At 60.1% G+C, this 16835-nt stretch carries 29 protein-coding genes and 1 tRNA gene; 8 read left to right on the top strand and 22 right to left on the bottom strand.

The annotated features are described in order from the left end of the window. Positions 1 to 43: 43 nt before the first annotated feature. From ASD80_RS18840 to ASD80_RS15565, 7 genes are all read right to left on the bottom strand, one after another. The gene (locus tag ASD80_RS18840) at positions 44 to 199 is read right to left on the bottom strand and encodes a hypothetical protein (protein WP_156460497.1); all 156 of its coding nucleotides are present in this window, start codon (positions 197 to 199) and stop codon (positions 44 to 46) included. Between the two features lie 90 nt (positions 200 to 289). Then, on the bottom strand, positions 290 to 490 hold the full coding sequence (locus ASD80_RS15590; protein ID WP_056234750.1) for a hypothetical protein: 201 nt from the start codon (positions 488 to 490) through the stop codon (positions 290 to 292). Continuing rightward, positions 490 to 771 (bottom strand): hypothetical protein, encoded by a 282-nt coding sequence (locus ASD80_RS15585; RefSeq protein WP_056234748.1) that lies wholly within the window; start codon positions 769 to 771, stop codon positions 490 to 492. The genes ASD80_RS15590 and ASD80_RS15585 overlap by 1 nt, the downstream gene beginning before the upstream one ends. 380 nt (positions 772 to 1151) lie before the next feature. After that, the gene (locus ASD80_RS15580; RefSeq protein ID WP_056234745.1) at positions 1152 to 1712 is read right to left on the bottom strand and encodes a hypothetical protein; all 561 of its coding nucleotides are present in this window, start codon (positions 1710 to 1712) and stop codon (positions 1152 to 1154) included. Then, on the bottom strand, positions 1705 to 2031 hold the full coding sequence (locus ASD80_RS15575) for a hypothetical protein (RefSeq protein ID WP_056234742.1): 327 nt from the start codon (positions 2029 to 2031) through the stop codon (positions 1705 to 1707). Before ASD80_RS15575 ends, ASD80_RS15580 begins: the two co-directional genes overlap by 8 nt. A 97-nt stretch (positions 2032 to 2128) precedes the next feature. Next, positions 2129 to 2368: a hypothetical protein gene (locus tag ASD80_RS15570; RefSeq protein WP_056234741.1), complete on the bottom strand. Its 240-nt coding sequence runs from the start codon at positions 2366 to 2368 to the stop codon at positions 2129 to 2131. A gap of 73 nt (positions 2369 to 2441) precedes the next feature. Beyond that, complete coding sequence (locus tag ASD80_RS15565) at positions 2442 to 2810, bottom strand: hypothetical protein (RefSeq protein ID WP_056234738.1); 369 nt, start codon at positions 2808 to 2810, stop codon at positions 2442 to 2444. A 747-nt stretch (positions 2811 to 3557) separates the two neighbouring features. Between ASD80_RS15565 and ASD80_RS15555 the strand changes: the two genes are divergently transcribed. The 3 genes from ASD80_RS15555 to ASD80_RS18835 all read left to right on the top strand — a co-directional run bounded on the left by ASD80_RS15555 (position 3558) and on the right by ASD80_RS18835 (position 5020). After that, on the top strand, positions 3558 to 4196 hold the full coding sequence (locus ASD80_RS15555; RefSeq protein WP_056234734.1) for a hypothetical protein: 639 nt from the start codon (positions 3558 to 3560) through the stop codon (positions 4194 to 4196). Between the two features lie 301 nt (positions 4197 to 4497). Further along, positions 4498 to 4785 carry a hypothetical protein gene (locus ASD80_RS15550; protein ID WP_056234731.1) on the top strand — a complete coding sequence of 96 codons (288 nt, stop codon included), beginning with the start codon at positions 4498 to 4500 and terminating at the stop codon, positions 4783 to 4785. A 61-nt stretch (positions 4786 to 4846) separates the two neighbouring features. Beyond that, the gene (locus tag ASD80_RS18835; RefSeq protein ID WP_156460496.1) at positions 4847 to 5020 is read left to right on the top strand and encodes a hypothetical protein; all 174 of its coding nucleotides are present in this window, start codon (positions 4847 to 4849) and stop codon (positions 5018 to 5020) included. Positions 5021 to 5291: 271 nt separating this feature from the next. Here the strand turns inward: ASD80_RS18835 and ASD80_RS15545 are convergent, their stop codons facing one another. The 13 genes from ASD80_RS15545 to ASD80_RS19300 all read right to left on the bottom strand — a co-directional run bounded on the left by ASD80_RS15545 (position 5292) and on the right by ASD80_RS19300 (position 11081). After that, positions 5292 to 5960, bottom strand: a complete 669-nt coding sequence (locus tag ASD80_RS15545; protein ID WP_056234728.1) for a hypothetical protein — start codon at positions 5958 to 5960, stop codon at positions 5292 to 5294. After that, positions 5957 to 6196: a hypothetical protein gene (locus tag ASD80_RS18830; RefSeq protein WP_156460495.1), complete on the bottom strand. Its 240-nt coding sequence runs from the start codon at positions 6194 to 6196 to the stop codon at positions 5957 to 5959. The genes ASD80_RS15545 and ASD80_RS18830 overlap by 4 nt, the downstream gene beginning before the upstream one ends. Next, positions 6196 to 6630, bottom strand: coding sequence for a P27 family phage terminase small subunit (locus ASD80_RS15540; protein WP_056234724.1), 435 nt, complete (start codon positions 6628 to 6630; stop codon positions 6196 to 6198). Before ASD80_RS15540 ends, ASD80_RS18830 begins: the two co-directional genes overlap by 1 nt. A 103-nt stretch (positions 6631 to 6733) precedes the next feature. Further along, positions 6734 to 6946: a hypothetical protein gene (locus ASD80_RS15535; protein ID WP_056234721.1), complete on the bottom strand. Its 213-nt coding sequence runs from the start codon at positions 6944 to 6946 to the stop codon at positions 6734 to 6736. Beyond that, positions 6943 to 7206 carry a hypothetical protein gene (locus tag ASD80_RS15530; RefSeq protein ID WP_056234718.1) on the bottom strand — a complete coding sequence of 88 codons (264 nt, stop codon included), beginning with the start codon at positions 7204 to 7206 and terminating at the stop codon, positions 6943 to 6945. The genes ASD80_RS15535 and ASD80_RS15530 overlap by 4 nt, the downstream gene beginning before the upstream one ends. A 129-nt stretch (positions 7207 to 7335) precedes the next feature. Beyond that, entirely contained in the window at positions 7336 to 8379 is a 1044-nt protein-coding gene (locus ASD80_RS15525) for a phage major capsid protein (RefSeq protein WP_156460493.1), read from the bottom strand. 58 nt (positions 8380 to 8437) lie between these two features. Beyond that, entirely contained in the window at positions 8438 to 8647 is a 210-nt protein-coding gene (locus ASD80_RS15520; RefSeq protein WP_056234712.1) for a hypothetical protein, read from the bottom strand. Between the two features lie 118 nt (positions 8648 to 8765). Further along, a complete protein-coding gene (locus ASD80_RS15515) occupies positions 8766 to 9572 on the bottom strand; it encodes a DUF1376 domain-containing protein (RefSeq protein ID WP_056234710.1) in 807 nt (268 codons plus the stop codon). A gap of 253 nt (positions 9573 to 9825) precedes the next feature. After that, positions 9826 to 10134 (bottom strand): hypothetical protein, encoded by a 309-nt coding sequence (locus ASD80_RS15510; RefSeq protein WP_056234706.1) that lies wholly within the window; start codon positions 10132 to 10134, stop codon positions 9826 to 9828. Further along, the gene (locus ASD80_RS15505; protein ID WP_056234704.1) at positions 10131 to 10331 is read right to left on the bottom strand and encodes a hypothetical protein; all 201 of its coding nucleotides are present in this window, start codon (positions 10329 to 10331) and stop codon (positions 10131 to 10133) included. The genes ASD80_RS15510 and ASD80_RS15505 overlap by 4 nt, the downstream gene beginning before the upstream one ends. After that, a complete protein-coding gene (locus ASD80_RS18825; RefSeq protein WP_156460492.1) occupies positions 10321 to 10497 on the bottom strand; it encodes a hypothetical protein in 177 nt (58 codons plus the stop codon). The genes ASD80_RS15505 and ASD80_RS18825 overlap by 11 nt, the downstream gene beginning before the upstream one ends. After that, a complete protein-coding gene (locus tag ASD80_RS15500) occupies positions 10494 to 10871 on the bottom strand; it encodes a hypothetical protein (protein WP_156460491.1) in 378 nt (125 codons plus the stop codon). Before ASD80_RS15500 ends, ASD80_RS18825 begins: the two co-directional genes overlap by 4 nt. 12 nt (positions 10872 to 10883) lie before the next feature. Then, positions 10884 to 11081, bottom strand: a complete 198-nt coding sequence (locus ASD80_RS19300; RefSeq protein ID WP_082555348.1) for an Arc family DNA-binding protein — start codon at positions 11079 to 11081, stop codon at positions 10884 to 10886. 49 nt (positions 11082 to 11130) lie between these two features. Between ASD80_RS19300 and ASD80_RS15495 the strand changes: the two genes are divergently transcribed. From ASD80_RS15495 to ASD80_RS18820, 5 genes are all read left to right on the top strand, one after another. Continuing rightward, positions 11131 to 11652, top strand: coding sequence for an Arc family DNA-binding protein (locus tag ASD80_RS15495; protein WP_082555347.1), 522 nt, complete (start codon positions 11131 to 11133; stop codon positions 11650 to 11652). 79 nt (positions 11653 to 11731) lie between these two features. After that, complete coding sequence (locus ASD80_RS15490; protein WP_056234695.1) at positions 11732 to 12694, top strand: DUF2971 domain-containing protein; 963 nt, start codon at positions 11732 to 11734, stop codon at positions 12692 to 12694. Positions 12695 to 12698: 4 nt separating this feature from the next. Then, positions 12699 to 13931, top strand: coding sequence for a tyrosine-type recombinase/integrase (locus ASD80_RS15485; protein WP_056234693.1), 1233 nt, complete (start codon positions 12699 to 12701; stop codon positions 13929 to 13931). Positions 13932 to 14047: 116 nt separating this feature from the next. Beyond that, positions 14048 to 14632: a DUF2971 domain-containing protein gene (locus ASD80_RS19295; protein WP_413813384.1), complete on the top strand. Its 585-nt coding sequence runs from the start codon at positions 14048 to 14050 to the stop codon at positions 14630 to 14632. A gap of 20 nt (positions 14633 to 14652) precedes the next feature. Further along, a tRNA-Ser gene (locus ASD80_RS18820) sits at positions 14653 to 14726 on the top strand. 239 nt (positions 14727 to 14965) lie between these two features. Here the strand turns inward: ASD80_RS18820 and xerC are convergent. Both xerC and ASD80_RS19125 read right to left on the bottom strand, forming a co-directional pair. Further along, on the bottom strand, positions 14966 to 16048 hold the full coding sequence (xerC, locus tag ASD80_RS15475) for a tyrosine recombinase XerC (protein WP_056234687.1): 1083 nt from the start codon (positions 16046 to 16048) through the stop codon (positions 14966 to 14968). Beyond that, positions 16048 to 16275: a helix-turn-helix transcriptional regulator gene (locus ASD80_RS19125; protein ID WP_162247387.1), complete on the bottom strand. Its 228-nt coding sequence runs from the start codon at positions 16273 to 16275 to the stop codon at positions 16048 to 16050. Before ASD80_RS19125 ends, xerC begins: the two co-directional genes overlap by 1 nt. Positions 16276 to 16835 lie beyond the last annotated feature (560 nt).

Here is a 16835-nt window from a genome sequence, read left to right as displayed (position 1 = left end):
AAGACGCGCCAATGTCGCTTTCGCGGCTTAGCGTTGGCCGCCATCAGGTGAGATAGGCAGTGCCTACCATCGCCAGCGGTATGCCAGCTGCAGCAAACAGCAAGGCGATGTCACCTGCCGCTCCAAGTCTCCAGCATGCGAATACAAGGCAGCAGCCTACGGCAAAAAAGCTAGCTCCGGCGAATTCTAAGATGTTCATGCTCGCAGATCCTCCTGGTGCAGTCTCAGGCCATGGACAACATCAAGGCCAAGCGTAAGGCCAAGCGCGACCGAGAGGCCGGGCGAGACCCTATCGGCCCGCCGAATCCTTGGGCGCATCGCAAGCATGGCCGGTGGCTTTAGCCTCAAGCTCCGCTACCTGCCGCTCGAAGCTGTCGAGGAACGCGCGCTGTTCGGTCAGGATGGCCTCGCGCTCGATCCTCTCCCGCCGGCGCTCGTCGGATTCGGTGTTGGGGACGCGGGCAGGGCGGCTGGGCACCTTATTGGTCATCAGTTCGCATCCACCAGGCCATCGGCGATGGCCATGTCGATTTGCTCCTCGATCTCGTCGAACACCACGACGATTAGCAGCTCTCGCTCTTCGGCAGTTTGGCCCGCGTCCGCTTCGACTTTGACGGTGAACGACCGGAGTTGATGGTCTCGGCGCAAGGAAAAGCCGGCGCGAAACTCCACGAAGCCGGCCTCGCTCCACAGGTCGACCATTAATGTTTCCAGATATTGGATGTACTTGGTCGAGAGCTCGGCACTCAGCCGGTCCACCAGTGCTTTCATGGCCACCTCCGCTAGCTGAGCTTATCCCCATAATCCCCGCTCATGCCAGAGGATGTATCCTTGCGACATCAGCAAGGAGAAGAGCGATGAGGCTTAATCGGGAGACGAGACGAACTGCGGCCCAGTTCCTGAACGGCGTAGCTGTGTCCGTGGTCGCAACGCTTGTGTTGGCGCCCCTGGCGGGCGGTCAGGCGCGACCCGTCGTCACTGCTATCGCAATCGCGGGCGCTATGATGTTGCATGCAGCGGCGGTCGTCATTGGTGGACGACCGGGCGCCGATAATCACTGAACTCAGAGCCTATTCAGAGATTGGTATTGAGTAATACGCGCGTGAGCGATCATGGAAAACGAAAGCTCCGCCGCGGCGGAGCTTTCTCGGCTAGGCTGTAGCCAACGTGCCGCCGAAGTGTGGATCGTCGTGGTTCTTGTTCGATCTGACACTACGTACCACAACGGCATTCGAGATTTCGCGCTGCCGCTCAGACTCGATGGCGGCCTCGAAGGCAGCCCGCTCAAATACGTCCGCAGTCTCCGGCCAGCGCAGAAGCATCGCCGCCATGCCGCTGGAGATAATCGTTCTGAACCGATCGTAGGCTGGACGGTTGGTAAGCCGGAATGCCTCGACGTCCTTGTCGAATTGCACCATGGCATCGGTAGGTTCAATCTCCGCGTCAGAGCAGACGAAGTTCGCAATCTCCAAGGCCACACCCCGGTCCGTCACGGACTTGTGAAAGGCATAGGCAGCAGATTTCAGATTTTCCGGCACATCGTCGTCGTCGAGAAGCTCGTAAAGGGCATCGTAGTGCGCCTTGATTGCTTCAGCCGCTGCGGCGAGGTCGTGCTGTCGGCGGTGCGACGCGCGATTGATGGTGTGGGTGGCGTACATGATCGCAAGAGTTGCCAGCACCGCGACAGGGTAGAGGAACCAGAGATCAGTCATTGTCTTTGCCTCCTTCCGGCAAGCGTTTCAGGTACTTTTCGGCCAAATCGGTGATACGCTTGTCGCCGGCAGCCTGGACAGCTTCAATCTTCATCTCCGCTATCCGTTCTTTGTGGCGCTCGGCCATCACCGACCGTCCGCAGTAGATGATATAAACACCAATTGGGGCAATCATAGCCATCCATTGGTTAACACCCATTGGAATAAGCAAGGCAGGGGCCAGTATGGCGATACCGGCCAGCGCTGCCTCCGGCCGACTCTTGATTGAAGCGGCCAGTGTCTCGATTGCTTTCAATAGGCCGCTTGGCTCGCCAGCCATCAGCGCTCCTCCGGCCTCAAATGCTGCTCGATCAGCTCACGCGCCGTGGCCACCACCTGGCCATATGCCGGGTTCTCATCGGGCTTGGCCTGCTGCACTAAACGCGAGCCCGTCGCCAACCGGCCTGCCGCGCTTCCGCCTCGGTGCAGAACCAGCGCTCGCCATGCGAAGCGCTGATCCTGGTCTCGTCGTAATACTTGTCGCCGGGCATATGATAGATTCGCTCGCCCTGGGTGCTGACGTTGCCCTTGATGTTGCACTCACCGTTCTGAGCCGAGGCGGGTGAGATGGTAAGGGCCAAGGTTGCAACGGCCACCGCGGCGGCACGGCTAAACATGAGATTCGTTCCTACATCTCGGCACCATGAGGGCTTCTGGCAGAGAACACCTCTGGCCAGAAGCCAAACGGCGCTACATCGCTGCGAACTGGATCCCGCAGTTCTTGATGCGGTTGACCTGTTCGATAGCCTGCATTTCACCCTTGATGCGGGCGACCTCGGCGGCCGCGGCGCCGTCACCCTTCATGAAGAAGGCGGCCGGCCAGAACAGCACCAGGCTCACTGTGGTCATGGCCACGTCGCTGTTGCGATTCTGCTCCTGCTTGCCATAGGCGGCTGCTGCCCGAGCGGAAACGCCTTCGGCTTCGGTTCGGAGCTGCGCACAGGTCAGGTTCTCATATAGGCCAGTAGAAACGTAGGTCGGCGCAATATCCTTCGGCGGCGTAGCACACGCGGCAAGGGTCGAAACCGCGGCGAGCGCGACGATAGTTTTCTTGATCATGATTAGTCCCCCAATGGGCTCAGTGAACACTAGGAAGTCCTCGAGGTAAATACCGCTGTTATCCTTTCGTTAATGACCCGGCGACGAGCGCGTGTGAATGATGGGGGAACTTCTCTCCGCCGATCTTGTCGACTGGCCCGGTCGGGTGTCCGATTAGGTGTCAGGAGGGACCAATGGCACTTTCATGGATCGCCAGAGGCGCCGCGAGTGCTGAGCGCGGGCGCCGTCTCATGGCGCTGCGCGGCATCACGCCGAACGGGCACCCACTTTGGGAAGATCGGGAGGTGGGGCCGCTTGTCGATCTCCACCCCAGGTACGGTGCAGTGTTTCCCGTGCTCCCCAGACGCACGAAGCCAGCAGTGTACAGCAAGGCTGCTAGGCTTGGCCTCACGAAGTCCCGCGCGCCATGGAGCGACAACGAAATCCTACGGCTGCGCATTTATCGCAGCGGCACGCGTGAGGAAGTTTTGGCCGCCTTCCCTGGCCGCAGCTGGCGTGCAATCGGCTTGGCGGCGAACAAGCGTGGTCATCGTCGACAGAAGCCGCCCGCCCAGACCTCCGGCATCGATCTGATCGACCAGATCTATAGTCGCGCTCAGTTACTTGGGGTGTCCCTGACTAACTTAGACGCAATTGTCCGGCGAAAGGGCTACTTCGCTCGGCGCAAGTGGCGTCGGAAGCAGGACCACGGCGCTCACGGTCGCGCAATCGCCGCCCTAGGTGGACATCTACGTGCGAGATTTGCCGATGGGCAAGCGTGAAAACCGCTATCAGCCCTGGGAGGATGATCTGATCCGCAAGCACTGGCGATCAGCATCTGGGCGCAAGCTACTATTGGAATTGCTCCCCCACCGCGAACCAAAGTCGCTGCGCAACCGAGCACCACGCTTGGGGGTGCGGGCAAAGGGCGCGGAGTGGACTCTTGCTGAGGACAAGATATTGCGCAGGTGCCATCCAGACCTGGCAAAAGCCGAGCTGCGCCTGCCCGGTCGCTCCAGGTGCTCCATCTACAATCGCTCCTGCAAGTTGGGGCTTCGGACGATGAGGCGGTGGTCGAAGGCCGAAGACCACGTCGTCGATCGGCTCGCTCCCACCCACACAGATCGGCAGGTCGCGTTGATGCTTGGTCGGACGGTGGCGGCGGTGGAGGGCCGTCGCGAACATCTCGGCATCGTAAAGAGGCCTCACAGGGTCGCTGCCACGCCAGTCGTCGCCGACGTGATAGCCGAGGCAAGCGTCCGCGGTGTGAAATTGCAGACGCTGACCCGCGCACTCGGCTGCCAGCGCATCATCTCCGGACAGAACGACCGACACGTCAGCCATGAGGCCATCGCCAAAGTGGTATCCGTGTTCGGCGGACACCTTTACGCCGAGTGGGATGATTGAAACTCAAGCCTCAGTGACGATTGGTCGCCTCCATCCATGACACATGGATGGCACATGGACGGCCGGAAGCCCCGAAATATATGGCATGAAGCCGGATTGAAAATCCGCGTGTCACTGGTTCGATTCCGGTCCCGGGCACCATTTTTTCCTTAATAAAATCAATGGTTTGCGAGAGTGCTGACTACGGCGCTCATCGTTTCCATGTCGCGCTTGTTGCGTCCAGCTAAGTCATTGAGGAATCAGGGACGTCCGCTATCGTACGGCTGCGCCACGCGACACAGGCGCGACATGGGAGGGGCTAATGTCATACGTCTTTTCGCTGCTCGGGTGGGTGACGATCATTGCTGGCGGTGCATGGGTAGGGCTGACCGTCAGAGCGATGCGGTCGATAGATCAAACAGCGCCCTATAGTGGGGCTGCATCACTTGGCGCGGTGATGGCGGTGGCGCCAGGCTTTGGCCTGATGTTTTCCGGTCTGCTGTTGCTTGCTATCGGCGCAGTTGTTTACCGCCTGGCGAGGATCGACCGGAACACGGCCGATACTGCGGACCTGCTCGAGCGACTGATCCCGAAGAAGCCCCAGGCCTAACCCTGAGACTTGCCGTCCCGAACAGCGATGGTCGACAAGCACGATATTGGAGGGTGGGCCGTTGAGCAGACGACTTGAAGAAATGATGCGGTCCGATCCACCTGATGGATCACCGGAGCGGACCAACAAGCTGCTGGGAATTGCGCAGGAACAGCGCGCGACAATGATGGGCTTGCTGCTAGCCATCTGCCTGCTGCTCGTGGCGATCGCCGTCATCTTGCTCTGGAGGCTCTAGGTGGGCCGGCCCACGTGGTTCGCACCTTGGTTCGCACTGCGAACCTGCTGCGTACTTTTCGTGCAAGCCACTGCGAACTGCGAACCACCATATTGCGCTAAATCAATGGCTTAGAGTGTTTCGCAGAAGTGGTTCGCACTTGCGAACTTCCACCAGAGGAAAAAACCTCTACGTGAGCCCCCACGTGGTCCGGCCCCCGGCTGCCTTGCAGACTTCTGACCGCCCCCCCTACAGGGCTCTGCGGTCTCCACCGCATAGCCTTGGCAATAAGTTAGGTGCTCGGCGTTGTGATCAAAGGAACATGGTCTGGCTTGACGCTATCGCCGACCCGATCGGGCCATGCCGTGAGTACAGTGCTGTTGATGCTGTCAGGTCTGAGGGTGGTGAGGATCGCCGCACCTGACGCCACCCGGCCCATAGCCCCGCCCGGTAGCTCTGCCGGCGTGTCGCGTTGCTTGGTGATCAGGTCGAGCGCGCTGGCCATGAAGTCTGCATCGTAGGCAGAGACAGGCGGGAGTTGCGGCATAGGGGGAAGGGCGAAGTCGCCTGCGAATATCGCCACCTGCGCGCCGCCGGCCAGGTCAGAGACTACACATGTCGTGCCAAATGGGCGGCCATCGTCGCAGCCCGCGATCATCAGGACGAATTCACCGAGAGGATCAATGCCGGCACTGCCCCGCCGCTCTATCGCCTCCTCCAAGTATGTCCGCATCCCATACTCGGCATCGCCAGGCGTCTCCGGAGGGCGGGAGTAAAAATAGCCGCGCATGTATTCGCTGGCATTGACGCCGCCGGAGATTGCAAGGGCAGCGTTGATCCGAGGCAGCCAGATCACCTTGTGAGCTAGGCCCACGATGATGCCGGTGGCGTAGTCGACCACGCCCATGTCGGTGACGATATGGGCTGCATCCGCCCCAATGTGCAGGTTGATGACCGTCATTTCGGAGTCGCCTTCCGCATCAGCTTGCCAAGGAGGCTACGAGGTAGGAAAGCCCCCACTGCAATGCCTGCGCCCATTGCCCCCGTTGCCAGTGATACGCCGGCCAAGGTGGCACCGCCACCGGTTATTCCAAGGCCGATGCCGGTGAAGAACAAAGTCAATGGCTCGGCATGCGCGGGGCCCGCTAAAGCCAAAAGAAACGCGGCAATCAAGAGTGGTCGAGCTGCGCTATTCATCAGATCTGATCCTTTCGTCCCAGGTATTTGTCGGATGGTTTCGCCGCGGCGCGCTTCATGGCCTTGCCGGCCTTGCTGCGGCGAAGGGGCGATATGCCGAGATCGGCCTCGAGCGCGCGCATCGTGTCGCTCGCCTGGCGCGCCACAATCCAGTGCGGCGAATACTGCAGCACGCCGCTTTTCTTAGCCTTGATGACCGCGCCCTGTTCGGCGGCCGTCCGTGCTGCCCGCTCATAGATGATGCGGAAATTGACCAGGCGCTGAATGGCATGGCCATTGACCACCGCCAGAGTGCCAGCTTCCTTCATCTCACGGGTCACCTGGCCCCATGTTTCATGGGCCAGCGCCAGATCAAATACGTCGGTGTAGGTTGTCGACCAGTCCGGTTCAGGTGGCATTCCATCGCCGCCGTCGATCGCTGTGATTTTGGTCATGGGCTCAAACCCTCCCCTCTATTTTTCGTCGGACCGCGAACGCTTGACCCAGACCGGTGTACCCTCCCCGCCGGCTGGATTTCCTGTATGCCCCCCCCGGTCATCAATGCAGCACCCGGCCGGCAGCGGCATGCGCGATGCGGTTCATCGCAGCGTCTCGCCAGCCCTTGAGCGTGTGGGCATAGACATCGACCTTCGTGACGGTCTCGGGGTCGCCAGATGCCTCCAAGCGCTGCGCATAGGCGATCAGCGCATCAGCAGCGGCAACGTTCAATTCAAGCTCGGCCTCGGCCAGCACGCGATCCAGCGCGCTCATTTGTAGATCACCCTTGCCGGCACCCGAATGCGGGGCTTGAGGCTCCTACCCTCGATCCCAGCGATCCTGGCTTCAAGTGAGGCGATGCGCTGCATTGCTTCAGCATTTAGGGCCTTCGCAAAGACCAGGCTTTCGGCGAGCGCATGGATTACGCCCGAATGGGTGCCTTGCGTGTAAGCCACCACCTGCGGGGCCTTAGCCTGGCGCTCGACCAACACCCCTCGAACCAAGTCCAAGGCAGCAGGCGTGAGCTTTTCCATCAGCTCTCCAAATCCATCCGCTTCTTTAGTTGCCGACATTATCGTCGTCTCCGTTCTCCGGGTCGGCGGCGCCGTGAGCAACCAGCGCCGCCATCCCCCGAAAGGCCCGCGTGAGCGGGATCTCTGAAACTACCAGGTGACGCCTTCGACCACGGCCACGGCGTTCGGCTTGCGGGCGCCAAAGGCCACATCGCCCAAGATGCGCAGGGCCACGCAATCGGTCTGGAAAACCGAACGGGTCGGGTCGGCAACCGCGCCATTGTCTGCCACGATCTCCAGCGGATCGTCGTTCATATGCACCACCGCGTCGGTCGAGGCATCAACGTCGAAGTCGCCGAAGGAATGCACCAGGCTGCCGGCGTCGATACCGATCAGCGTGGCGTCGGCCACGGCCGGCGAACCGATCACGGCGCCCTTGAAGTCGGGGAACTTGAGGCTGATGCGCTCGGCCGCGTAATGACCAGTCACATAGACGATACGCCCGGAATTTCGCGGGCCGATCACAGCCAGTATTGCGCCAACGTCCTCTTGGAAAGCGCTCAGGTCACCACCGGCATATCCATCGATCGGTGTCACGCCGTTGAGCAATCCGGCGTGGGTCACATTGTCCTCGGCTGCATCGCTGAAATAGGCGCTGTCGAGCGCGAGCTCAGCGTCCTCATGCAGCATCTGGCGCACCGCGGACTGACCGCCGGCACGCTTGGCAAGCTCGCGGCTGATGACGCTGATGGCACCCATCTTTTTCGGCTTCAGAAGCAGGCCCTGGAAGTCGAAGGCCCGAACCGGGATCGGCGCGGATTCGCCAACCCAGGGCAGCGTTGCTGGTGCGGTGTTGCGTGTCGGGGCGATGTATTGGTTCGCGGCGATGAAGGGGACGGTCATGCCCAGCGCCATGATCTGGGATGCGGCCGAACCGGCCAGGCTGCCCAAATAGTCGCCGAAGGCAGTATGGGCCAGTTGCGCGGCCCAGCCGCTGGTGGCGGTATTACCCGGCGCAACCGTGGCCCTGGTCAGCAGCGCGAGGGCGTCATCGCCACCGCGAATGGCTTTCAGCATCGGCTCGATGTCCTGACGGAGAACTGTCGAGCGATACTTGGCAACGGCCAGCGCCATAATTGCCGAAGGCTTAGCGGATGGGTGAGAAACGATTGCTCGCACGATGATGGTCTCCAAATCAGTTTCGCCGAATCTAGCAAAGTCGATTTGGCCGAAGCGTCACGGCGTGACAGGTCTATTCCTCGCCACCATCGACGCGCATCTCGTCCACAAGCCGCTGGACCGCCGCCGCCACCGCTTCCGGGCTGTCCTCGTCCCATTCCCGAATCCACCGGGCGGATGTGAATACCTCCCGCGCTCTGGGCTTGATCTCGACCGTTACCAGGATTGCGCCATCCCGCTGCCGGCGCCGACGCTCCCGCTGCCGTTCCGCTGCCGACTTCATGGCCACCGCCAATTGCAGATTGGACCTCTCAGAACATCAATCTGCAAAAACGGATGATTTAGACCCCAGCCGGTGGAGCGGCCCGTCGCTGGCGAGTTCCTGATGGCCCCGCCCCTGGTCATGCTGCACCTGCCAGCGCCTTGGCGGCTTCCAGTTCGGCTGTTGTGGCGGTCACGGTGCCACGAGTGCCGAAGATGATCTCCCTGCCCCTGACCTTGGCCAAGAACGGCACGAGCGGGTCGCCCTCTCGCACTATCGGCAGGGTGGCGGTTTCGGACTTCGCCGCTTCCCGCAGCTTGGCGACGAGCTGGTAGCGTTCGATGTGTGGTGCATCCCTGCCTTGGCCTCGAACGCCGGCACATCCTGCCCCAGCCTCGGCGCCGCATTGCTGGCACTGCACGGCCAGCGCGGCATCCCGGCTGATTCCCATGGCGGCATAGTCTCGGATGTTGCGGGACATTCCAGCCAGGTCAATCGCATGCTCATGGCCCTCAGGGCCTATAGGGGTTATATTCTGGTTCTGGTTTGCAATGCTGTCGCTATGCGCTTGCATTGCCACAGCATCATCTCCAGCATTGATTTTCTTACCTTTTCCAGTCCACCGCGTGTTTGCCTTTTCGCGTGCTGCGTTCGTGATTTTGTGTCGGTGACTTAGCTCAGTTTCAACCTCGCCGGACCATAGATTGTCGCCGTCCGCGCTGACCATTTCCTCAGCGATTAGAGACGCCAGGATGCGCTTAAAGGTGCCTGCCGGCATGCCACAAAGCCGCGCATGGCGGGCATCGTCCCTTGGTATCGGGCCCTGGCGCTCAAACATCATGCACCGCAGCGTGATGAGCACCCCGGTCTCCGCAGCCGTCATCCCCCGCGTGGTGGCAAGCCACTCGCCGGGAAAGAGCCGAACCCACGGCTGAGAGCTGGTCATTGGCGCCCCGGCATATGGGGTGGGCAGCGCCAGGATAGGGCGAAGGGCTGGGCCGGGTCAGGGATATGGGCCTCGACGCCTTCCACCGCCTGACAGACCTCGCAGGGGCCGCGCTCAAGCCTGCCATCGCGGATGGCGACTGCCACCACCAATTGGGCGCGGTGAGGATCTGGAGGGGTGCGCACATTGTGCGCGCCCCTTGTGGGCCATAGGGTGCGCCAGCGGCGGCGGCCGTGGGCAAAGTTACTCCGCATCATGCTGCACCGCCCGGCGCCAGGCGCGCATTGAGATCAGCCCAGCGCCGGTCGAAAGCCTCCATTGCCATCGATAACAGCATGCGGTCTATCTTCACGTCGGCGGGCACCCTTCGGCGCCGGGCGATGACAAGCACCATCTCGCTCATGGTGGTGACCGCTGTCCCATAAACGTCTTCATAGGCTTCAGAAGGGGAGCCTTCCGGCAGCGCCAACTGGATGCCGAAGCATTCATCGGCAGTCGCGGCTCCACCGGATTTCATCAGGTCGAAAAGTGCGTCGGCGTATTCCTGAACGGGGTCGCTCATTGGGTGCTGACCTCCGCCTCAAAGTGCTTCCGGAGTTTGGTCAGAGACGCGACCCAGCGCCCCTGAATTTTTCGGGCCGGGATCTGCCCATTGGCCATCATGTGTTTGGCCTGCCGCTCACTGCGGCCGATGGCCTTGCCGATGGCATCGGCGCCCCATACGAGGTCGAGGGGCTGGGCTTGATGGTCAGGCTGCATGGTCTGGCTCCTCAAGGTCGAGGCGGTTGCCGATGGCGCCTTGGCGCGTCCAGCCAAGCCAGGGTTCTGCCGTGCCGTCATCCTCGCGGTCGCAGTCACCGTCGAGCTCATCGAGCAGGGCGATGGCATCTTCGATAAGGGCTTCAAGGCGCTCGCGGTGCGTCATGGCGTCTCTCCGAGAGAGACCATGCGGTCGATCAGGAAGGGCCGCTTCAGTCGTTGCTCGATTTCGGGATCAGGGAGACGAAAGATTGCGTGACGCTTGCTCCAGGCCCGGCCCGTGCCATCGCCTCCTATCGTTGCGCCCCAGGAATGGGCGTCTGCCGGCTTGAGCTCATCCATCGCCCTGGCGAACTCTGCCAAGTGGAAGTCGGCCCGCTCCTTGGCTGTCATAGGAGCCTGGGGGAGCTCCTGCATGAGGCTGCTGGCCATCGCCGGCGGGATGATGAGGGTGGCGAGGGAGCCCACCAGCGCAGCGCGCCTGGTCAATCCGCGACTTGCTTCACCGGTCGTGCCGGTGCTATTCTCATTGCTGAGCATTGATCTATCCTTTCAGGGGGTGGTTGGCTCCTGGTCCGGAAGCGCTCGAACGCTTGCCGGGCCATTTTCATTTTCGGCCGCGAGTGCGCGGTCGAGGTAGTGGACGATTTCTGCGGTCACCGATCGGCGGTTTGCTTCCGCACTTTCACGGAGTCGGTCACGCAAAAGCGCTGGTATCCGGATGTTCAATTGTGGGTCAGAACGGGACAAATGTTGTCTCCATGGACGCGATGTTAAGCACCGTGCTTAACCTTGTTTCATGGGCGGCATTGATTGTCAACAAGCACCGTGCTTAAACAGCGCCATGGCACGCACAGACCCCCAAGTGAACATTCGTCTCCCGGCGAAACTCAAGGAAATCCTTGAGGCAGAAGCCCTGCAGGCTGGGCGATCCTTCAAGGCCGAGATCGTCGCGCGACTTGAAGAATCCATCACTCTGGGTGAGGTCGGGCGGGATGTTACGGCGATCGTCGGCAAATTGTCCGAAGCCAACAAGATGCTCGAAACGGAAGTTGAGGCACTGAGGCTGGCGTTGAACATGGCCTACGACGAACGCAGGAAGCTCGATGCTGACCTGGCTCAAATTGACGAACTTCGAGCGATCCAGCGCAGCATCGCCGAATCGGAACAGGCAGCCCTGAGCCATCTGGTTGAGAAGTTCGGGGACGGCTTTGAGTTTATGGCCCGCTTCTATGCCGCCAGCGTCTCCGATCGAAAAGGGCGCGACCAGTTGGGTGACCTGCTTCGAGCAACGGGGAAGCACCCCCGGAGCGACCAATGACCACCGCCTTCCTCATGCGTATGCGCGTGCACGCACGCGAGGCCCAACGAACCACGGTTCAAGAATGGGGAGCGCCTCGATGGACGTCCTAGCAAGCGGTACACCGGAGCAGCATGCAGTCATCAAACTATTCTATCCTCACCACTGGGAGCGGATGAACGCAGTTGGTGTTGAGGGCAGCCTCGCTCATTACTCAAGCGCCGAGGCGGCTCTGGCCATTCTTCAGAACCAAGAAATCTGGCTCCGCAATACGACGGTGATGAATGACTACACCGAAGTGCAGCATGGTCTTGACGCCCTCTTTGCGGCTTACTCTTCAGAGAATGGGCAGGCCTTCCAGGGCGCCGTGAACGGTGTTTTCGATGGTCTCTGCAAGGAGGTGGAAGACTTGTTCAATGGCTGGCAAGACGCCCTGAAGTTTGAGACCTATATCACCTGCATGTCGGAGCACCGGCCGGGGGAGGACAAGGTTGGCCGGCTATCGATGTGGCGAGCCTATGGATCGACGACTGGTGTTGCCCTCGTTGTCAAAGCCGCGCCTTTCCGCAGCGATAGCCAGGTTCTTAAGGCCTACTCCACGCCAGTCCGGTACGCGTCAAGTGCAGGGCTGGAAGCGGACTTCCTGCAATTATCCGCGAGCTTTGGAGCTAGCCCCCAACTGCTTGCGGGCTTGGGTCGAGAGGCAGTCAAAGGCCACTTGTTCAACATGTACAAGTGGGCCGCCTTGGCCGTGAAGCATCCCGGTTTTGAAGAGGAGCGTGAATGGCGCATTGCCTACACACCAAAGATGGGAGGGTCGGATGTAATAGAATCTGCAGTAAAAGTTGTCCGAGGTGTGCCGCAGATAGTCCATAAGTTGCCGCTGCGCCGCTTTGAGGGTGAAGACTTCAGCACCGACGTTAGAGACATTCTGAGCCACATTATCATTGGTCCGTCAGAGAGCGGCTTGGCTCTATACGACGCTTTTCGTCAGGTCCTGACGGACTTGGGCGTAGAAGACGCGGCGTCGAAGGTGGTTGTTTCCGACATTCCTGTGAGGTGACCCAATGTCCGTTCGTAAGCGCACCTGGACCAGCAAAGGCGTCGAGAAAACCGCTTGGGTGGTCGACTACATCGACAGCCAGGACCGGCGCCGGCTGAAGACCTTCAAGCTCAAGAAGGACGCCGACCAGTTCGCCGCCACCGCCACGATCGAGGTGCGGGAAGGGGTGCACGTTGCTGATGCCGCCAGCGCCACTGTGCTGCAGGCCGGTCGCCTCTGGATTGCTGCCAAGGACAGGGCAGGGCGGGAGCGCTCGACCATTGACCAATACCGGCAGCACCTCGAGCTACACATCGCGCCCTTCATCGGCACCACTCGGCTCAACGCCCTGACGCTGCCGGCGCTGCGCCAATTCGAGGAACGCTTGCTGGACGAGGGCCGCTCGCCGGCTATGGTCCGCAAGGTGGTGGTCAGCCTCGGCTCGCTCATTGCCGACGCTCAGGAACGCGGCCTGGTGGCGCGTAACGTGGTGCGGGAGATGAGGGGCCGCCGCGGATCGTCCGACAGACGGGCTGAGAAGCGAGCCAAGGGCAGGCTACGGGTTGGGGTGGACATTCCCGCGCCGGGAGAGGTCAAAGCCATTGTAGGGGCTCTACGGGGCCGCTGGCGTCCGGTTCTGCTTACGGCGATCTTCACCGGTCTGCGCGCGTCCGAGCTGCGGGGCCTTCGCTGGGCAGATGTGGATCTGGATCGGAAGGTCCTGCACGTCCGCCAGCGCGCCGATCGCTTCAACGATATTGGCCAGCCGAAGTCGGAGGCAGGCGAACGCGAGGTGCCCTTGCCGCCGATCGTGGTCAACACGCTGCGCGAATGGCGCCTGATCTGCCCCCGGCGCGATACCGGCCGCAAGGACGGCCAGGGCGAGCCGATCAAGGAACTGGACCTGGTATTCCCGAACGGCCGGGGAAAGGTCGAGAGCCTGGCCAACATGATCAACCGCGGCCTGCTGCCGGTCCAAGTCAGGGCAGGGGTGACGGTGGAGACCGGCGGGATCGACCCCGAAGGCCAGCCGATCCTTGCCGCCCGCTATACCGGCATGCATGCCCTTCGCCACTTCTATGCGTCCTGGTGCATCAACCGCCCCCAGGATGGCGGGCTGGGTCTGCCGCCTAAGGTCGTCCAAGAGCGCCTTGGCCATGCCACCATCAACCTGACGATGGACACCTATTCGCACCTGTTCCCCAGGGGCGAAGATCAGGATGAACTGGCGGCGGCTGAAGGCCGCCTGTTGAGCTAGTGCGCCTGTATCACTTCACGACGACCCCTCACGGCTTGGCCGCGATTAGGGACCGGCGTCTCAAACTGGCGCGCATTACGCAGTTGAACGATCCCTTTGAGTTTGCCGGCGCCATCATGGACAGAGGCGTTCGGCGGTATGCTCGCCACTGGAAGGACTATCTGAATAAAAGGGTCGGACTGCTTTGCTTCAGCGAAACTTGGCGAGAGCCTCTCCTTTGGGCCCACTACGCCAAATCTCATGAAGGCATTTGCTTGGGCTTTGATATTGAACATTCCGGCCTGACGAAGGTGCAGTATGTCGAGACCAGGCCAAACGCCCAAGATCTCAACCTCGTGGACCCGCTCGTGGTCTCAGATCAGGACGATACGCGCCAATTCTCTGCTCCTTACGTGAAGCTGATGGCCTTGAAGTTCCGAGCTTGGGAGTATGAGAGGGAGTGGAGGCTATTTTGCCCGCTCGACGGCAATCTAGACCATGTCTCTCAGCTCTATTTCGATGAATTCAGAGCGACGTTGACACTTAGTGAGGTGATTGTAGGCCACCGGTCCACGCTGACGCCAGATCGCTTGTCCGCGCTTCTAAAAGGTCATCCGGGTGTCACAGTCCGGAAGGCTAGGCCAGCGCATCGGACCTTCGATGTCGTGGAGGATCGCAGCGCGCGAAAGTGGCGACAGGTGTCCACCGCGAGCGCGACATAGACGCAACATACAAGCGAAGTGCCCAGGAGATACGGCCCCCTTATGCGGATTGAAAATCCGCGTGTCACTGGTTCGATTCCGGTCCCGGGCACCACCACTTTCCCATAGCGTTGATTTCGTTGTGGTTTCTTGGTGCAGATGTCCAGCCTATGTCAGATGGCGTTTTGGCTGGACACAATTGTCAAATTGTTCGTTGGCCGGGGCGGTTAGCTTAGAATTTTATTCTAATCTTTTTTCTGTGCGCTTCCCCACAATCAATGGCGCTGGATGAAGTGCGTCAGGCCCTGTGACAACCTGTTCTGCGGCTTGTCTCTGATGGCCTATGTGAGCCATTTATTCATCCTCGTCCGGCGAATCCATCAAGGCAGTAGTGCTCTTGGCTAGTCGCTTCTGGTTTGCCGCCTTAGTATAGCGATCAACTTCTTTCAGTGTCTGATGGCCGGTAATTGACATTATCTGGTGTCCCGTCGCGCCGCGGTCGGCCATGCGAGCGGACCGCGCTTTGCGCAAACCATGGGAAGTGCATGCTGGCAGACCAGCCTCATTGCACCAGTCTCGCATTTTATTGCCGAAGCCATTCGCCGTGAAGGGTCTGCTAAGATCGTTGATTAGGTAGGTGGTCTCTCCACTGGGAGTGGCATCCAGAATGGTGGCAAGGTCCCGTGGGATAGGCAGTTGCAGTGTGACCGGACTTTTGTTTCTGCCTTTAAACTGAGTGAATGTAAGCAAGTGACCGGTGCGGTGCTGCGGTCCAAGTCGGACTATGTCACTCCTGCGTTGTGCGAGGAAAAACAGAAGCCCGAAAGCGAGGCGAGCTTTCGTGCCAACTGGGTGCTGGGTCTCGTATTTCTTGACTTCCTCGATGGTCCAAGAATGAAAACCTCCTCCTTTTGAAGGGAAGTAGGCGACATCGCGTGCAGGGTTCGTAGCAGCCAACTCCACGGTATCATCCACCGCCCAACTGAAAACCTGTCGGAGCGCCTTGACGCGACTGTTAGCTGCTTCAGGATATTCTGCCTTGCGATCGCGCAGTACCCTTACCGATTTGGATGTGAATGCAGAAAGCGGCATGTCTTCGAAGGTGCGATCGGAGTTTGGTTTGGTGGGCTCCGCCCAGCATTTCTCTAGGATAGACCGACGAACAGTGCGGGTTTTCGTATCGAGCATTTTGTATTCGGCTGATCCGAAATATTGCTCGCAGAGCCAACGGAGAGTTCCGCGCAGCGCCAGTTTGGGACCGATGGTCTTGGGAACTTCGACCCCATTCAGAGCCCGATAGTACTCCGCATTAAACTCGTCAGTGCCTGGCATGCCATAGAGACGGATTTTTCGTTGCCCGCGTTTCCGAAAATAGAACCGCAACACACCATCGGTCCGGTCTTCAACAATGTACTTTTTTGAAAATTTCTTAGGCATCAGGTTTCCACCGCCCATTCATCGGCAGTATCAGTGGCGCCTCCTGGCAAGCGATCGAATGCGCGGTCAACGGCCCGAATATCCCAAACTGTCCGACTATTGATGCGCTTTGGCTGGGGCATACGACCGTCTTTTACCATCAGGTCGAATAGCGATGCGGATACGCCGATATAAGCGGCTGCGCCTTCGCGACTGAGGCCCCTGGTGGTTGGGGGTGAGCAGTCCATGATCCGCGGTGACCCGCTCATGGCTGTATTTCCATCGCAAAGAGGTCAGCAGCCCCAATGTCGCTGTCGGCATTCAGTTGTGTACCGTCTGCAAATCGGCGCGGTGGGATCAGCGTTTCCGCAAAGTGCACGCCGTGCGGCAAGTCTGATTTCGGGAGTCGCTTTTGTGTCTCTTCGGACGCTATGAACTCCCTCATTCGATCTCTTTCCCAACTGATACAGTTCGTGCGCGCGCCTCTTGACAGCCGGTGCCCGGGTTCGCCGTGAATTACATGGGACAAAAACGCTCAATAAAAATCGGGAAAACGCAGATCTCGAGCGATATTTAGGTTGCGACTTTTGCCCTTGTGGATTTTTCACAAATTGAGTGCAAGCCTTTGTTATAACATTGGTATTTTAGGTGGGGTTTGGAAAAAGTATTTCCTTTCCAAGAGCCCCGCCTCTTTGAAATCGCCACTCAGTCCGGCCACCTTGTCCCGTCTCAAATGCCGCTGACTTTGCTCCCGACCCGCTAGTGCTGGGTCGGTAAAACCAAAACTGCGATCGCTGCGCTGCGCGCG

The organism is Devosia sp. Root635, from assembly GCF_001427605.1.
Lineage (GTDB): Bacteria > Pseudomonadota > Alphaproteobacteria > Rhizobiales > Devosiaceae > Devosia.
The sequence above is the reverse complement of the archived record's forward strand: the minus strand, read 5'-3'. Positions and strand labels throughout refer to the sequence as shown.

Bases quoted from the DNA above. Each gene is read 5' to 3' on its own strand.
- ASD80_RS15495 (WP_082555347.1), top strand. From the start codon at position 11,131: ATGGGCGGCATTGATTGTCAACAAGCACCGTGCTTAAACAGCGCCATG.
- ASD80_RS15550 (WP_056234731.1), top strand. From the start codon at position 4,498: ATGTCATACGTCTTTTCGCTGCTCGGGTGGGTGACGATCATTGCTGGC.
- xerC (WP_056234687.1), bottom strand. From the start codon at position 16,048: ATGCCTAAGAAATTTTCAAAAAAGTACATTGTTGAAGACCGGACCGAT.
- ASD80_RS15555 (WP_056234734.1), top strand. From the start codon at position 3,558: ATGGGCAAGCGTGAAAACCGCTATCAGCCCTGGGAGGATGATCTGATC.
- ASD80_RS15575 (WP_056234742.1), bottom strand. From the start codon at position 2,031: ATGGCTGGCGAGCCAAGCGGCCTATTGAAAGCAATCGAGACACTGGCC.
- ASD80_RS15590 (WP_056234750.1), bottom strand. From the start codon at position 490: ATGACCAATAAGGTGCCCAGCCGCCCTGCCCGCGTCCCCAACACCGAA.
- ASD80_RS15565 (WP_056234738.1), bottom strand. From the start codon at position 2,810: ATGATCAAGAAAACTATCGTCGCGCTCGCCGCGGTTTCGACCCTTGCC.
- ASD80_RS15490 (WP_056234695.1), top strand. From the start codon at position 11,732: ATGGACGTCCTAGCAAGCGGTACACCGGAGCAGCATGCAGTCATCAAA.
- ASD80_RS19295 (WP_413813384.1), top strand. From the start codon at position 14,048: ATGGACAGAGGCGTTCGGCGGTATGCTCGCCACTGGAAGGACTATCTG.
- ASD80_RS15535 (WP_056234721.1), bottom strand. From the start codon at position 6,946: ATGAGCGCGCTGGATCGCGTGCTGGCCGAGGCCGAGCTTGAATTGAAC.
- ASD80_RS15485 (WP_056234693.1), top strand. From the start codon at position 12,699: ATGTCCGTTCGTAAGCGCACCTGGACCAGCAAAGGCGTCGAGAAAACC.
- ASD80_RS15585 (WP_056234748.1), bottom strand. From the start codon at position 771: ATGAAAGCACTGGTGGACCGGCTGAGTGCCGAGCTCTCGACCAAGTAC.
- ASD80_RS15500 (WP_156460491.1), bottom strand. From the start codon at position 10,871: ATGCTCAGCAATGAGAATAGCACCGGCACGACCGGTGAAGCAAGTCGC.
- ASD80_RS18840 (WP_156460497.1), bottom strand. From the start codon at position 199: ATGAACATCTTAGAATTCGCCGGAGCTAGCTTTTTTGCCGTAGGCTGC.
- ASD80_RS15520 (WP_056234712.1), bottom strand. From the start codon at position 8,647: ATGAAGTCGGCAGCGGAACGGCAGCGGGAGCGTCGGCGCCGGCAGCGG.
- ASD80_RS19125 (WP_162247387.1), bottom strand. From the start codon at position 16,275: ATGGACTGCTCACCCCCAACCACCAGGGGCCTCAGTCGCGAAGGCGCA.
- ASD80_RS18825 (WP_156460492.1), bottom strand. From the start codon at position 10,497: ATGACGCACCGCGAGCGCCTTGAAGCCCTTATCGAAGATGCCATCGCC.
- ASD80_RS15530 (WP_056234718.1), bottom strand. From the start codon at position 7,206: ATGGAAAAGCTCACGCCTGCTGCCTTGGACTTGGTTCGAGGGGTGTTG.
- ASD80_RS15570 (WP_056234741.1), bottom strand. From the start codon at position 2,368: ATGTTTAGCCGTGCCGCCGCGGTGGCCGTTGCAACCTTGGCCCTTACC.
- ASD80_RS15545 (WP_056234728.1), bottom strand. From the start codon at position 5,960: ATGACGGTCATCAACCTGCACATTGGGGCGGATGCAGCCCATATCGTC.
- ASD80_RS18830 (WP_156460495.1), bottom strand. From the start codon at position 6,196: ATGAATAGCGCAGCTCGACCACTCTTGATTGCCGCGTTTCTTTTGGCT.
- ASD80_RS15515 (WP_056234710.1), bottom strand. From the start codon at position 9,572: ATGACCAGCTCTCAGCCGTGGGTTCGGCTCTTTCCCGGCGAGTGGCTT.
- ASD80_RS15510 (WP_056234706.1), bottom strand. From the start codon at position 10,134: ATGAGCGACCCCGTTCAGGAATACGCCGACGCACTTTTCGACCTGATG.
- ASD80_RS15580 (WP_056234745.1), bottom strand. From the start codon at position 1,712: ATGACTGATCTCTGGTTCCTCTACCCTGTCGCGGTGCTGGCAACTCTT.
- ASD80_RS15540 (WP_056234724.1), bottom strand. From the start codon at position 6,630: ATGACCAAAATCACAGCGATCGACGGCGGCGATGGAATGCCACCTGAA.
- ASD80_RS15505 (WP_056234704.1), bottom strand. From the start codon at position 10,331: ATGCAGCCTGACCATCAAGCCCAGCCCCTCGACCTCGTATGGGGCGCC.